At 68.5% G+C, this 14,038-nt stretch carries 11 protein-coding genes; 3 read left to right on the forward strand and 8 right to left on the reverse strand.

Features of this window, described 5'->3' with window-relative positions; all coding sequences use genetic code 11:
- Positions 1-16: 16 nt before the first annotated feature.
- Positions 17-1,192: a hypothetical protein gene (locus IPI67_40130; GenBank protein ID MBK7586385.1), complete on the reverse strand. Its 1,176-nt coding sequence runs from the start codon at positions 1,190-1,192 to the stop codon at positions 17-19.
- A gap of 176 nt (positions 1,193-1,368) precedes the next feature.
- Between IPI67_40130 and IPI67_40135 the strand changes: the two genes are divergently transcribed.
- Positions 1,369-3,225, forward strand: coding sequence for a DUF2723 domain-containing protein (locus IPI67_40135; GenBank protein ID MBK7586386.1), 1,857 nt, complete (start codon positions 1,369-1,371; stop codon positions 3,223-3,225).
- Here IPI67_40135 and IPI67_40140 read toward each other — a convergent pair.
- From IPI67_40140 to IPI67_40170, 7 genes are all read right to left on the reverse strand, one after another.
- Positions 3,188-3,700 (reverse strand): hypothetical protein, encoded by a 513-nt coding sequence (locus tag IPI67_40140; GenBank protein MBK7586387.1) that lies wholly within the window; start codon positions 3,698-3,700, stop codon positions 3,188-3,190. The two genes, IPI67_40135 and IPI67_40140, sit on opposite strands and share 38 nt — an antisense overlap.
- On the reverse strand, positions 3,697-4,179 hold the full coding sequence (locus IPI67_40145) for a hypothetical protein (protein MBK7586388.1): 483 nt from the start codon (positions 4,177-4,179) through the stop codon (positions 3,697-3,699). The genes IPI67_40140 and IPI67_40145 overlap by 4 nt, the downstream gene beginning before the upstream one ends.
- A complete protein-coding gene (locus IPI67_40150; GenBank protein ID MBK7586389.1) occupies positions 4,176-5,345 on the reverse strand; it encodes a DUF3570 domain-containing protein in 1,170 nt (389 codons plus the stop codon). The genes IPI67_40145 and IPI67_40150 overlap by 4 nt, the downstream gene beginning before the upstream one ends.
- Positions 5,346-5,369: 24 nt before the next feature.
- Entirely contained in the window at positions 5,370-5,576 is a 207-nt protein-coding gene (locus tag IPI67_40155) for a DUF4266 domain-containing protein (GenBank protein ID MBK7586390.1), read from the reverse strand.
- 99 nt (positions 5,577-5,675) lie between these two features.
- Complete coding sequence (locus tag IPI67_40160) at positions 5,676-6,575, reverse strand: PhnD/SsuA/transferrin family substrate-binding protein (GenBank protein ID MBK7586391.1); 900 nt, start codon at positions 6,573-6,575, stop codon at positions 5,676-5,678.
- A 17-nt stretch (positions 6,576-6,592) separates the two neighbouring features.
- Positions 6,593-7,357, reverse strand: a complete 765-nt coding sequence (locus tag IPI67_40165; GenBank protein ID MBK7586392.1) for a glutathione S-transferase — start codon at positions 7,355-7,357, stop codon at positions 6,593-6,595.
- Between the two features lie 6 nt (positions 7,358-7,363).
- Positions 7,364-11,977, reverse strand: a complete 4,614-nt coding sequence (locus IPI67_40170; protein MBK7586393.1) for a translocation/assembly module TamB domain-containing protein — start codon at positions 11,975-11,977, stop codon at positions 7,364-7,366.
- 93 nt (positions 11,978-12,070) lie between these two features.
- On the opposite strand from IPI67_40170, the gene IPI67_40175 reads away from it, so the two are divergent.
- Both IPI67_40175 and IPI67_40180 read left to right on the forward strand, forming a co-directional pair.
- Positions 12,071-12,649, forward strand: a complete 579-nt coding sequence (locus tag IPI67_40175) for a hypothetical protein (protein ID MBK7586394.1) — start codon at positions 12,071-12,073, stop codon at positions 12,647-12,649.
- Between the two features lie 254 nt (positions 12,650-12,903).
- On the forward strand, positions 12,904-13,407 hold the full coding sequence (locus IPI67_40180) for a hypothetical protein (GenBank protein ID MBK7586395.1): 504 nt from the start codon (positions 12,904-12,906) through the stop codon (positions 13,405-13,407).
- Positions 13,408-14,038: the final 631 nt, after the last annotated feature.

A 14,038-nucleotide genomic window follows, 5' to 3' on the forward strand; every position in this document is an offset into this window, starting at 1 on the left:
GCTGGGCCGAACGGGATTACTGGATACAGCCGACTCGGGTCTTGGCGAGCACCATGTCGTCGTACCAAACGCTGCCAGCGCCGCCGCTCGTGATGTAGTTCTGCGGCCAGAAGGCGTTGAGCTCGAGGGCGGCGGTGCTGCGGTACTGCAGATCCAGGGGCACGAGCGTCGGGTTTGCCGGTTTGTAGTCGGTGCACTCGGTGCCGTCGGCGCTGTTCGGGCAGAACTTGTCCTTGATCCAATACCCGGTCGGCGTCGTGTCCGTGAATTGCGCCACGGACTGGTCATTCACCCACAGCCCGAGCTCGGCGCCCGCGCCGCTCGACGCCGACGGGTTCAGCTTGATGTGGATCTCGATGCACATCCACTGGTTGTCCTTGGCGGTCATGGCGCTCTGATGCACGAACGAGTTGCCGTAGTAGGCGGTGTTACCCGAGGGGGAATCCATCCACGAGTGCATCTTCATCCAGTAGTTGTAGAAATCCATGCGCGGGTTCGGTGCCTTGGTCATCGGCTCGAAGGACACACTGAAGCGATCGTCGCCGTTCGGCTTGAGCCCCGCCTGGGGATTGGGCCAGTTCGAAGCCGGGTTGTATCCGCCGAGCCAGACCCCAGTGTGATGCCACTCCGCTCCGGCGCCGTAGCGCGCGTAGTAGCGCGCGTAGAGCTCCGCTTGGCCCGGGAGCTTTTTGTAGAGGTCGACGGCGTTCGGCCCGCTGCCGTTGGCGGTGAACTTGCCGCTCGCCTTGCCCTTGCTCGCGCTCGGCACCTCCGCGTCCAAGCTCAGACCCTTCGCCTGTGACGACTCGTAGCGGGTGGTAACGGCCTGCACCGAGGCCTCTTCGAAGTTCTCGACCCAGATCACGTTCGGGTCGTTCTCGATCCCGACGTCACCGGGGTACTTGCTCGAGAGAGTCTGCCCGCTGGCGCCGCCGGAAGAAACACCGCCGCCGCCGCTCGACGAGCCACCGGTCCCCGCGCCGCCGCCGCTCGACGAGCCACCGGAGGAACTGCCACCGGAGGAACTGCCACCGGAGGAACTGCCACCGGAGGAACTGCCACCGGAGGAACTGCCACCGGAGGACGCGCCGCCGCTCGAAGCGCCGCCCGTCGAGGCAGTGCTCCCGCCGTTGTCGTCGGAGCTGCAAGCCACGGCAAGCCCCACCACGAGACCGAATAGACAGCGTGTCATTGCTCTCCCCCTCGAGCTGGCCAGCATAACACCTCCGCTCGGACTGCGTCACCCGCGGGCAGCTCTTTTCGTAGCGCCGATGCGGCACCCGCCGGCGCTGCTCTCGCGTGAACGGGCCTCTCACGCTACGCTCCGCCCCGCTCGGTCGGTCGAAAGCTACTGATGGTTCTTGTTGGATGCTGAGCGACGCGAAGCCCCTGCCGATGCTGCGGGAGGCATGGCTCTTTCTCCTCGCGGCGCTGGGTGCATTCGGCATCGCGGTGCCGCGGGTGTGCCGCGAGGTGATGCTGATCGGGGACTCGGCGGAGCTCGTGACGGCGGCCCACGTCTGGGGTGTGCCGCGCCCGTCCGGATATCCGCTGTGGACGCTGCTCGGGCACGTTGCGTCGACGCTGCCCCTGGGAACGGTGGCGTTTCGCGTCAACCTGACCAGCGCGCTGTTCAACGCCGTCGCCATTGGTTTGGTCGCCCTCATCGCCCAGCGACTGTCGCGCTCGCTCGCAGGCGGAATTGCCGCGGCGCTCAGCCTCGCGCTGTCCAAGAGCTGCCTGATCGGCTCGTCGTTTGCAGAGGTCGAACCGCTCGACCACTTGTTCGTTGCCCTCGGCCTCTGGCTCGCTTTGCGCGTGCAGGACGCGAGCCCCGAGCGCCGACGCGTCCCACTGCTGATGGTGTGTGGGTGGTTTGCGCTGTACCTGGCGCACCACGAAGCGAGCCTCCTGATCGTGCCCGCCGTGCTCGTCTGGGTCGGGCGGCCCTTCGTTCACGGCCTACGAACGAACCGACGGTTCGCCGCAGAAGCGGGGGCCGCTCTCTTCTTGCCGTGGCTCGTGTGCGAGCTACTGCTATTTCTCGCGGCGCGACGCGGTCCACTCGTTGCGGCGGGGGACGGCACCACGCTCGAGGGACTCTCGCGGCTCTTGGCACGGTCCGACTACGGCGGCTGGTTCGGCGCTGTGCGCCTGGGGAGTGTCGAGCCGGCGGCCGAGCGCGTCGGCGCCGTCTCGCTGCTCCTGTTCGAGAGTCTGGGCCCCCTGCCGTTGGTCCTGGCGGTGGTGGGAGCGTTCGCATTGCTCCCCAAACGGCGGAGGGCTTCGGTGGTGCTCTTGCTCGCGTTCGTCGTACCGGGGCCGGTGTTCGCGGCCCTGAGCCGTCTCGGTGTCGAGGGGGAGAGCAGTCTCACGCTGCTCGAGCGCGCGACGGCTGCCAGCCAGCTCTCACTCGTGATCCTGTGCGGGGTAGGCGTTGCGGCGCTGTTCGAGCGGTTCCGTGGCTCACTGCCGCGAGCGGGGGTGCTGTCACTCGTTGCAGCGGTCGTGCCGGCGCTGCCTCTGATGGCGCGCGTGGCGGACGTGGATCCGTCTCGTGACCACTACGGCGGCGCGTTCACTCGCGACCTCTTTCGTGCTGTCCCGACCGGGTCGCTGGTGCTCGTGACCGGTGATCCCTATCAGGGCGCGACTCAGTATGCCTGTATCGTCGAAGCACGCTGCGCCGGCATCGACGTCGTCGCTCCGGGGCTCCTGTCCCAACCTTGGCGTCGGGCCGAGTTCACCCGGCGGCACCCCGGCGTCCATTTGCCCGGGGGTCGCATGGTGCTGGCGCGTTCCCACGAGCTGGTTGCGGAAGCGCTGCCGACCCGCGCGGTGTACGTGGTCCCGCCGCTGCTCGGGCGTGATCCAGAGCTCGCTCGGCGCTTCGTCGTCCTGCCCGAGCTCTTGCTCGCGCGCCTGCACGCCGACGCCGACGGCGCAAAGGTGGGAGCCGCGCACTTCCTGGAGCTCGCTCGCGAGATGACGTCGGGCAAGAGCTGTGAAGGCTGCGCGCTCGACCCGAAGACCGTGCTGCGCCCCTCCGAGCACGTGCAGATCTTGATGACCTATTCGGCGACGCTGGAGAACACGTCGCGCCTGGCGTTCCGGCTCGGAAGCCACGAGCTCGCAACCCAGCTCGAAATCGAGTTCCGCGCGCTCGACGCGGTCGTCGGCGCGCACTTCACCACGCCGGCGGCGGCAGTTGCTGAGCCGCGCTGACACACAGCTGCTCCTCCACGTTGCCCGAGAGCCACGCCAAGAGACACCGGTCGGCGTCGCTGCCCTCTCGGGAAGGAGCATTCCCTTTGTGTGCCTCGGCGCCGCGCGCCTTGCGGACCAGCGTCAGGCGCTCCGGATGCGCGCCGCTGTCTCGCACGACGCGATCGAGCAGCTCGGGCTCGATCGCGACGACCGAGAGGTAGTTCTGATCGCGCTCGCTCTCCCGACTGCCGGCGTCCGAGAGTTTGTCTCCGCCGGGGCGATCACTCGGCTCGAGGCGCAGGCCGTACTTGGAGTAGATGAGCAGGCTTCTCCCGACTTGACCGTGGCAGTCGAGCGAGCCGCAACGTGCCTCCAGCATGCCGCTCGGTGGGTCGAAGGTCTCGCGGGGTGGTGTGCGCAGGTCGAGCGTGGGATCCGTCGGGCCGGAGCAACCGACCAGTGTGAGCGCGAGTGTGATCACGGCGACCCTCACGGTGCAGCCTCGTACAGATACACGTGGCCGGCCGAGCTCTGGCTGGCTGGATCCGAGTGACACTCGGCGCAGGCCGTGGCCCGCTCCACCGGAGTCTTCATCTCGATGGTGTGGTCGCCGGACTCCAAGCGCACCCAGAATGGTCTCTGCACCGTGAGCTCGCCCGCGGTGGCGAAGAAGTTTCCGACCCAGTTGCTCCACAGCGAATCGGTGTTGCCGTGCTTGTCCATCAGGAACACCCGCACCCCGTCCACACCCGTCACGGAGTCGGGCGACTCGAACACGGTGCCTGCCAGCTCGAACTCTGGTTTTCCAGGGCCGAGTCCGCCGTGGCACACGGTGCAGGGCTGGCCCGGGCGGTGGAAAGGCCCGGGTCCGTCGGGGCCGGGCTCGGGTCCGAGCGCGTCGACCTTGGCGCTGTGCACCGGATCTTGGCAGGCGGACGCCAGCAGAAACAGTAACCCGACCGCGCGTCTCATTGGAAAGTGGCCTCCACTCCCGCGACTGCGAAGCCCGCGTAACGGTGGGCAACGTAGAGCGCGTCTGCGTAGCGGGTGTAACTGCCATCGACCTCCAGGATCGCGCTGAAGGCTCGGGGATCGGACCCGCCGAGGTCCCAGCGCGCGCCGGGACCGAGGGTGGCGGTCCAGAGCGGCGAGAGCTCGCGGTCACCGCTCCGGTAGCGCGGCACACGCAAGGTTCCGCTCGCGATCTGTCCGACATATGCGCGCTCCCAGAACGAGACCCCGCCCTGGGAGTGAAAGCGCGCGTGGGGCCAGAGGGAAAAGCGCCGTCCGAGCTCGAAGGTCCAGGTCAGATCGGTGGTGGAAGCCCGAAGCCCCCAGCTGTCGGCGTACAGGCGATCGAACAGCTTGAGGGTCGAGCTGTGGAAGCGGTGGGCGAGGGTGCCGGCGAGCGCCGTGCGCCGCCGCGAATCCGGGAGGCTCTCGGCCGTGCGCCCGGGAAGCCGGAGCTGGTTGACCTCGTCGATGGATGCGCCCGCGGAGACTCGATAGGCGACGCTCGCTTCGAACAGGGGCAGGTACCGGTAGGGTTTCTCCTGATGCCCGGACTCGAGCACGAGCTCGAAGGACGGGGTCAACGTGGTCGCGCGATCGAGCACGAGCTCGAGCGAGCCCGCGAGGTCATGACGCGTGAGTGTGAGGGAGTAGACGGAGAACGGCGTGCCCGTCCGCCCCGCCGTGTCGTGGGAGTAAGCGTAGCCGAGCTCGAGCGTCGCGTTCTTTTTGTGGAAATCGAACGAGCCGGTGACGCCCCCGGAGAGCGAGACGTAGTCGGGCTCGACGGATGCCGCGGCCGAGAAGCCTGCGCCCCAGGTGCCCGGTTTGTAGCGTCCAGTCAGCGTGCCGGCGTGACGGAGCTCGACCCAGTGGGGGCTCGCGGTCGCAACGATGTCGACCGACGCCGCCGACACGATGTCGACGAGGTAGCTGCCTTTTGCGGACCACCCCGAGAGTGGATCGCGGGCACCCGCAGTCACGGCTGGCGTGAGGGTGCTCACCCCATCGCTGTCTCGATAACCGCTCACCTCGGCGCTGGTGTCCCAGCGTACGCTCGAGGGTTCGGCGTGTAGCACTCCCGCAGACAGGAGCAGCGTGAAGCAGGTTCGCGCGCGGCGAAACATCGTCAATGGACCTCTGCGCAGCGCTCAGTTGCAGCCGCATCCGCTCGCGGCGCCGACGGTGCCGCCGATCGCGCCTTCTTGAACCGCGGTCATGTGTGCGCGGCCTGGGCTCTCACGGGTGTCCGTCATGCTGGGGTGAGCGAGCTTGGCGCGCTGCCAGGGTGCGACGTCGGCGCAACCCGCGGACGCGGCGGCGAGAGTCAGCGTCATCGCAAGGACGAGGCAGCGCATGCGGCGAACTCTACGAGTGCGGACGGCGTTGGTCCAGCGCGCGGGTGTTTTGGTGATGTGTGCCGTACGACCGGCGAGGTCGCCAGTCGCCAACCGCGACTACGGAGCGAGATCTCCCGGCTTGCTCTCTTTTTCGTTGGCGACCAACCAACCGTTCGGGATCAGGTTCTTCACGCTCTGCCCGATGCTCCCGATCAGCGCCTTGGCCGCGTCGTAGGCCGCGTCGTCGGTCGGCGCAAAACCTTCGATGTTCGCCATGCCACCGAGCACTCGTTTGCCGTCCTCCCGCCCGGCCACCGCCGACAGAGCCGCCGCCAGCTTGCGGCGTTTTTCGGGATCGAGGCCCGAGCGGAAGAACACCGGCTCGTTCGGCATCTCCGGGGTCGTGGCGACGCTCTCGAGATCCGCCATCCCGGCGGTGGCGCCTGCGTAGGTTGCGGCGCCGGCGGCCCGACCCGCTCGAACCTCCGAGAGCGCGGCCTCGTGGCTGCCGGCGAAGCTGGGCGTGACGTTGACCTTGGCGTCGGCCAGCAGCTTGGCCGCGAGCACGTAGCCGGTCGTGGAGTAGCGGTCGACATACGCCATCTTCTTGCCGTCGAGGTCGGTCAGCTTGGCAATGCCGCTGCCCTTCTTCACGACGAGCTCACCGTGATGCGTCTCGGCGCCACCCTTGCGGCGCACCCGCAAGCCGGCGTTCACACCGTAGAGCTGCCGGCAGAACAGGTACTCGAACAGCGTGAGCAGTGCCGCGTCGGTGTTCGGGCTGCCCGCCATGCGCACCGCGGCGTCGCTGCTCGGGGCGACCCGCAACTCGAGCTCGAGTCCGCTCTCGGCCTCGAGCAGCTTCTCCAGCTCCTTGACCCGCGCGGCATCGGCGCCGTGGGCGGGAGAGAGCACCAACACCAGGGGCGCACCGCGGCTGCCGACTTGGTCCTCTTGCCGGCGGCAGCTCCAGAGCGCGAGGGCGACCAGGAGCAGCGCGAGCAGGCGGATTCGCATGGCGGCGGGATGCTACCTCATGCTGTTTTGCGTGGCCGGAACTTTTCGTAGATGGCGTCGCGCCACTCCACCAGATCGGCGTAACGCTCGGAGAAGCCCGGATCCGTGAAGCTGCTGCGGCTGGCTCGCCCAAGGCGCAGTCCGAAGCTTGGCGGCGAGACGAACGCGAGCGCCTGGCTCGCGGCGATGTCGGCAAAGCTGAAGGCGTCGAGCAAGGTCTTCGCCGGGCCGGATGCGGGCGAAGCTGCGACGGCAGCGCGAAGCTCGTCCAGGGCCAACGTCAGCGCGCGTTCGTGTGCTTGCTGGTCCGCGCGCGTCGCGCCGTATTTCCGGCGCGTGCGCTCGACGCCGAGGGCCGCGATCTTCACGCCGACGCGGCCAAGGCGCGCTCGCAGTGGTCGGGGCACCATCTCGGCGAGGGCCTCGTCGTCGGCGAGCATCCGCACCAGGGACAGACCGCGCCCGGCGGCGAGCGCGCGCTCCGACAGCTCGATGAACCGTGTGATTGCGGAGCTGTGCTCCGCAGGAAACAGCCGAGGGCCCGCGCCCCGCTGGTCGGCCCAGCGGGCGATGGCGGCGGAATCGGCGATGTGCTCGCCCTGGCCGTCGTGGAGCACCGGCACGGACACCGGTCCGCGAAACCGACGCAGCTTGAGCCGGAGCGCCGGCTCGCCGAGCAACGGTGAGTAACTGACGGCCCGATACTCGATGCCGCGCACCTCGAGGGCAAAGCGCGCCTTCTCGGACCAGGGTGAGTAGGGCAGGCCGATCAGCTCGATCACGGTGTTCTAATCCTGACTCGCCCAGTCGAAGAACACGGCGGGTCCGCCGCCCAGGCGACTGCCGGCGACGACTCCGGCGCCGACCTTGGTGTGGGGTTCGTTCACGAACAGGTGGGCAGCCTCGAGCTCGGCGCTGCTCTGACCCAGCGTGGGCGGTCGGGCGGTCGCCCGGATACGGCTCTTGCCGCTCTCGGAGTAGCGGTCGGCCTCCATGTGCTGAACGCGCCCGTAGGCCGCGCGCCCGTCGTGGGGATCCGCCCAGGCGTTCATGCGCGACAAGAACAGGTTGTGCGGCAGGTTCGCCGCCATGTACGAGAGCAGCACGACGTCATACTCCCGCGGCAGCTGCACGGTGGCGGTGGCTTGCATGTCCGGCTGCGACCAGAACTTCACGCGCCCCGCGTTGTAGACCGGGAGCATGTCCCAGAGATCCGCGTTGCCGACGCCGTTCACGTTCGATACGGCCTTGGCGATGGGCCCGGTCAGGTGCAGGCGCACGTCATTGCCACCGCTCGACGCCAAGGACACGTCCTGCAGGACGACGGGGTTGGGGGCGAGGTGGACGAACAGATCCAGCTCACCGCCTGGGTGCGCGGCGTCGAAGTAGATGCGGCTCTTGTGGCGGTGATCGATGCCGTGCAGGCGTCCGCCCAGGGACATGTAACCGTCGACGACCTTCAGCTCGCCGCGCACGGCGGGTTTCTTCCCGGCGCGGATCGCCACCTCGAGCTCACCCTTTGCGACCAGCTCGAACGGCATCTTCTGCACCTTGATGGGCTTGATGATGTGAACGAAGAGGTCCGTCCCGGCGGCGCCCGGTGCGTCCGCTGGTGGAGGGTTTGACGGCGGCGGAGGTGGGGGTTCGCTGAGGGGTTTTGGTGTCGGCAGCTTCCCGAGCTTCACGCCCGGCTCCCCGAGCGTGAGCACGTCACCCAGGTCGGCCTTCTCGGGCCAGTGCGCCTTGTCGAGGCGGTCGGGCATCACGAGATCGAGGTTGTGTACGGTGGCGTCGACGCGCCGCCGGGGCTGCGACAGATCGCCGGCGACGCTGATCTTCGCGGTGAGCGCGGCGCGTGGTGCGTCGGGCATGCCCAAGGTGTCCGTGCCAAAGAGCAGGAAGTCCTTGGCCTGGATCTCGAGATCGAGCCGGTCCGGGCGGAGCTTCCGCCACGGGACCCGCCCCGTGATGCTGATCCGCCGGTCGGGCTTCTCACGATCGGCCTCGTGGAGCTCCAGCTTTTCGATGCCGAGCGCGTCGTGTGCCGCGCTGATCGCCAGCTCGACGCGTTCATAACGGCGTTGGCTCTTGGGGATCGGCACGCTGCCGTCGGTGAGACTGAGCTGACCGTCCAAGGTCGCGTCCGCGAGGCGGCGAGCGCCGTCCGTCGATGCCAGGGAGAATTTCCCGTCCATGTGCCAGTTGAAGGTGCCCTTGGCGCCCGTGTCGGGAAAATCTCGGGTGAGCTTGGGCAGCAGATTGCCCAGGGGTTTGTCCTTCGCGCGGGCCGTCAGCTGCACTTCGAGCGCCGCCTCGCCGGTCTTCTTCTTCAAGAACTCCGCGAGAGCTGCGCGCGCCGTGTGCGCACGCAGCGCGAGCGCCTGGCGATCGCTGAGCGGCCCGAGTGACACATCGACGCCCACACTCTCCAGGTTTGCGTCGAGGTTCACGCTCGCCCGGCCCGGCTCGCCGGACGCGGTGAGGAAATCGTCGAGCGCGAGCTCACCCTTGGCCGTGGGAGCGTCGAGGGTGCCGTCGACGTGAATCGCTCCGCCTGCCGCGCCGAGGAACCGCTCGAGCTTCGGCCTGAGCGCGGCCCACTCTTTCAGGTGATGTCTGGGCAGCACGACGTCGACGTTCAGCGCCGAGCCGCCGAGGCGTTTTTCTTTGATCTTCGCGAACAGCCCCCGGCCGCCCACTCCGAGCGTGCCGCGGGTGCGGAGTGCGTCGAGGCCGGCGGCCTTCACGCCCAGATCGACGCGGGTCGCCTCGGGCTCGAGCGCGAGCGTCAGCTTGGCATCGATGGGCCCAAGCTCCCCCTTCTGGATCTTCGACAGCGCCAGCTCGACGTGGCCCGTTGCATCCTTGCGGTTGCCCGCGAGCTCGAAGTCGAGGCCTGCTTTGCCGGAGAGATCTCCGAAACGCTCCGGCGGCAGCGGCAGCGAGCCTAGATTTTGAGGGCTGACCTTGCCCGCGAGCTTCCACTCGACCTCCTGGGTGCCCCGCGGCAAGAGCGGTGAGCCGCCGAAGCGCGCATCCGCATCGAGGCTCACCAGCGGAGCCTTGTTCTCGTCGAGCAGCGCCCGGACCGTGGCGGTGGCGTGGCTGCCCTTGCCGTCCGGGGAGAGCCGGCCCCGCACGGCAATGCGTGGGCGGATCGGCGCAAACGGTACCCAGGCCACCACGTCGAGCGAGACCTCGCCGCTCGGCGCGCTCGAGCTACCACCGAGCTTTGCGTGGGCTTCGAGCGAGGTCTGGCGCGGGACCTTCGCGAGTTTGTCTGCGACCGCCGGGGGCAAGAGCAGCAGCAGCTCGCCCAGCGTCACCCGCGGCATGTCGAGCTCCACGGCCAGCGGCCGACCCGCATCGAGCCCGCGCCGGCCCTTCACGGTGATGGGCAGGCGCGCGTTGACGGTGACGAGGGTGTCCGCGCCGCCGGCCCCGCGCCGCTCGAGCGTGATGATCGCGTCGAGGTTGCGCTTGCCGCCCTTGGCCTTCACGTTCAGCGCGAGTTCGGGTGCGCGCGCGTCGTCGGTGCGTTTGGCCCGGACCAGCAAGTCGAGGTCGGCGGACGGGTCTTGTTTCGTGCCTCTGAGGTGGATGGCTCCACTGACCGTACCGTCGATGCCCTGGAGCTTCTTGCCGCGGAGCGCGGCGAGCGACGACAGGCGCACCCCACTCAGCACGACGTCGGTGTCGAGTTTGTCGAGGCCGAGCGCGCGTTTGCCGGAGGCGTCCGGCTCACCGCGGGAGAGGGTCACGTTGCCGTCGAGCTTCACGCTGCCCCCCGCGACGCGCAGGCGCGCCGATGGCAGACTCACGGTCAGCCCCTCATCGAGCTTGCCCTTCACCTCGAGCTGAAACTCACCCTTGCCCAGGGAAATTGCACCCGGCGGGACGTTCGACTTGATGGGCACGCCGGCGCGGCGCGCTGCTGCGAGGGCCTGACCGACGTCACCGCTGAGCTCCACCTTCAGCTCGAGGCGTTTGTCGGCGAGCACGAAGCTGCCGCTTGCTTTCAAGGTTTGATCGAGCGCGTGCAGGGTCAGCTCGCGGATGGTCACGACGCCTTTGTCGAGCCGACCCCGCAACATCACGTCATCGATGTGAATGCGTCCGATGCGGATCGGGCCCACGTCGAGCCGCACGTCGGCCTCGATCTCGTCCTTCTTGGCGCCCGTGCCCTTGACCCCCAGGCTCAGTTTCTCGACCTCGACGTCGGGCGCGTCTTTGTTGGAGAGCAGCTTGCGGCTGGCGATCGAGCTGCCGGTGAGAGTGAGATCGTAGCCGGGGCGGTCGAGCTTGGTGGCGTCGAGCTTGCCATTTAGCGTGAGCTTGCCGCCGGCGCTCGCGAGCAAGGTGTCGAGGCTCAGATTTTCGGGCTGACCATCGACCTTCACGCGCAGCTGAACGTCGGTCAGAATCAGGGGTTTGCCGAGCAGGGTGTTGAGCTGTTTTGCGTCGAGGCGCAGGCCGGCGACCAGCGCCCGCTGCGGCCCGCTCAAGCCGTCGGCGTTCGTGCCGCCCTCGAGCTCCAGGGTGTCCAGCAGCGCGAGCCCTGCCTCCAGCTTGGTGAGCGTCGCGCCGAGCCCGCCTTCACGGAGCTCGACCTCGATGCCGCCGAGGTTGACCGGAGTGGAGTAGCGCGGAGCGTCCGGCCGCTCGAGCCCGAGGCTGGCGCGCAGCGCGCCCAAGCTGAGCTTGCCATGCCCTTCGATCAGCGCGACGTCGAGGGAGGTCTGGAAATCACTGAGCTCGAGCTTCGGACCCTTCGGTGCAGCGCGGGTGAGGGACAATGCGAGGCGCGACACCCTCAGCGTGACGGTCTTTTCACTCGGCACCGCGTCGAGCGTCGCGTCGACTCCCAGCTCGCGGACGGCGAGCGTGCTGCCGTCGGCTTTGGTCAGGGTCAGGCCCAGCTTCTGAAGAGCGATCTCCCGCACCACGATCTGCCGGCGGGTCCGGCTCGGGGGTGAGGGCGCGCTCGGCGCGCTCGGTTTGAGCAGGCGCTTCAGGTTTGACACACCGTCGGCGTCTTGCTCGATCGCAAGGCGCAGTCCCGTCAGTTCGACGCGTTGGATCACCACGCGGGAGGAAGACAGCTCACGCCATGCGGGGACGACGGTCAGCGCATCGAGCTCGACGACCGGCTTCCCCGTTGCGTCCGAGACCACGACGCCGCCGAGCTCGACGTTCCCGAACAGGTGCAGGCCCAGGCGGGCGATGGCGACCTTGCCGTTCACGCGTTCGTTCAGCCGAGCCTCGACCTTCTTGCGCAGGAACTCCTGCCCGCTCGCGCTGTGCAAGAAGGCGAGGGCCCCGGCCACGAGCGCGAGCAGGACACTGAGCGTGACGGCGAACGCACGCGCGATGCGTGTGATGAGGCGACGCCGAGGCCGCACCGCCGGAGCCGTGCTCGTCAATGCGCCAGCGAAAATGCTTTGGACGACGCCGGGGCGCAAGCAAGGACGCGGCACAGCCTGGCACTTCCCCGCATGGAACAGATTCTGCTCTGTCCGTTCTTCATGAAACCGCTGAGCCAACTTGGGCCAAGACCCCGGAAGCTCGGCCGCCGGCCCGCGTATCCGAGCGTGGTCGGGGTCGGGCTCGCGGCGGCGCTGGCCGCGTGTGGGAGCAATCCCGATGACGTCGCCGCGCGGCCGCAGGGCGGTAGCTCGCCGTCCTTGGTCGCGGCCGGCGCGCAGATGGTCGGCGAGGATCGCCGCTCCGACTTCGTGATCGGGCACGTCGACACCGGGATCGACCCGAGCGCGGCGGCGCGGTTGCAGCGCACGAAGGACAGAGTCGAGGCCACGTGCGCCGGGTGTGAGCTGGCTCCGCGCTGCCAGAGTCACTGCGGTTGCAAGCACATCGCACTCACCGGGCAACTCGGAGAGATCACCGAGGCGCTGTGTGAGACCGAGGCCGCGTTCGTCGCCGCCGCGGACCGAGTGGCCGAGGCGATGTTCGCGGAGCAGAACCCCGAGTTCCTCGACCTCTACTATCGCCGGCGGTGGGTCCCGGCGCCGGGTGGACAGCTCACCCGCTTGCGCTTGGCAGCGGACCGCAGCTGAGTCGTCTGCGGGCGAGCCTCGTGTCTGTGCGGAGCATCGCCTCGGGTGTATGCTTCGCCGGGTGAGTTTGCGGGTTGGACCCACCGCGATTCCGTGGAATCGACGGGCTCGGACTTTGACGGCGACGTTGACCTTGACGGCGACGTTGACGTTGACCTTGACGGCGACGGCGACGTGGACGTAGCCCCCGCGCACGGTGACGCTCAGAGCATCTTGGTGAGCGTTTCGCCGCGGGCGATCTTGGCAGTCCGACCATGGACACGTTTCGCCCCCGCACGCGCACCGAGTCCAAGGCTCTGCACCGCCGCTCGATGACCGCGCTTGGGCGTCTCTCGCTGTTCTGCCTGGACCGCGCTCGTCGCTCCAGTGACCTGTTGGCCGAGCTCGCTCGCTGGCGCGGCACGGTCGAGGACGTCCTCGCGGCTCCCACCGGCGTGGCGGCACTCGGAGCGGTTTTGCGCTACATTCTCGAAGCCAGCGAGACCACTGCCGAACAAGTCCAACAGTTGACCCGAGAGCTCGGGCCCAGAGGCGAGGAAGCTTTCATGACCGCTGCGCAGATTTTGAGGGCCGAAGGCAAGGCCGAAGGCAAGGCCGAGGGCAAGGCCGAGGTGCTGATCAAGCTCCTCGAGCTGAAATTCGGCGGGGTGCCAGCGGCTGCGGTGACCCGCATCCTCAACGCGCCCGTGACCGATCTCGACCGCTGGGTCGAGCGCGTCATCACCGCGACCACGCTCGACGACGTGATGACCGGCTGACTCGGACGCCTGCTCAGGCGGAGCACGTCCATCGAACCCCGCACGTCAGTCGTGCGATGATGCACCCGTGAGCGGGAGGACGACGAAGCGTGCGGTCCTGGCGCTGTGCGCAGCACTGACGCTGGTGGTCTTGCCCGGCTCGCAGCCCGCGCACGCGCATCCAATCTCGGAACGACGCGCCCCCTCCATCCGCGCGCAGCGCCGGCCCCAGGCCCTTCCAACTTCACGCGTCTCGCATCGACTCGAGCTGCGACTCCCGGCCTGGGAAGCCGGCGCGAGCACGGATTTGGAGGGGGCAGGCGGCGCGCAGCGGCGCGATAGCGCCGCGAGCAACGACCGGGGGAGGCACGAGGACCGCCGTCGAGGCCCAACGCAGATTGGGCGGGCGCTGTGACGGACTACGCTTCCGAGCATCGCCCAGCTCAGCGGATTCGTGCGATCATGCGGGCATGAGCGGGGCCGCCGTGAAGCGCATGCTCTTGGCGCTGTGCGCAGCGATAGCGCTGGTGGTCTTGCCCGGCTCGCAGCCCGCGCACGCGCATCCAATCTCGGAACGACGCGCCCCCTCCATCCGCGCGCAGCGCCGGCCCCAGGCCCTTCCAACTTCACGCGTCTCGCATCGACTCGAGCT

This window comes from Myxococcales bacterium (assembly GCA_016706225.1).
Classification (GTDB): Bacteria; Myxococcota_A; Polyangia; order Polyangiales; family Polyangiaceae; genus JADJKB01.

Bases quoted from the DNA above. Each gene is read 5' to 3' on its own strand.
- IPI67_40130 (MBK7586385.1), bottom strand. From the start codon at position 1,192: ATGACACGCTGTCTATTCGGTCTCGTGGTGGGGCTTGCCGTGGCTTGC.
- IPI67_40135 (MBK7586386.1), top strand. From the start codon at position 1,369: ATGCTGAGCGACGCGAAGCCCCTGCCGATGCTGCGGGAGGCATGGCTC.
- IPI67_40145 (MBK7586388.1), bottom strand. From the start codon at position 4,179: ATGAGACGCGCGGTCGGGTTACTGTTTCTGCTGGCGTCCGCCTGCCAA.
- IPI67_40150 (MBK7586389.1), bottom strand. From the start codon at position 5,345: ATGTTTCGCCGCGCGCGAACCTGCTTCACGCTGCTCCTGTCTGCGGGA.
- IPI67_40155 (MBK7586390.1), bottom strand. From the start codon at position 5,576: ATGCGCTGCCTCGTCCTTGCGATGACGCTGACTCTCGCCGCCGCGTCC.
- IPI67_40160 (MBK7586391.1), bottom strand. From the start codon at position 6,575: ATGCGAATCCGCCTGCTCGCGCTGCTCCTGGTCGCCCTCGCGCTCTGG.
- IPI67_40175 (MBK7586394.1), top strand. From the start codon at position 12,071: ATGGAACAGATTCTGCTCTGTCCGTTCTTCATGAAACCGCTGAGCCAA.
- IPI67_40180 (MBK7586395.1), top strand. From the start codon at position 12,904: ATGGACACGTTTCGCCCCCGCACGCGCACCGAGTCCAAGGCTCTGCAC.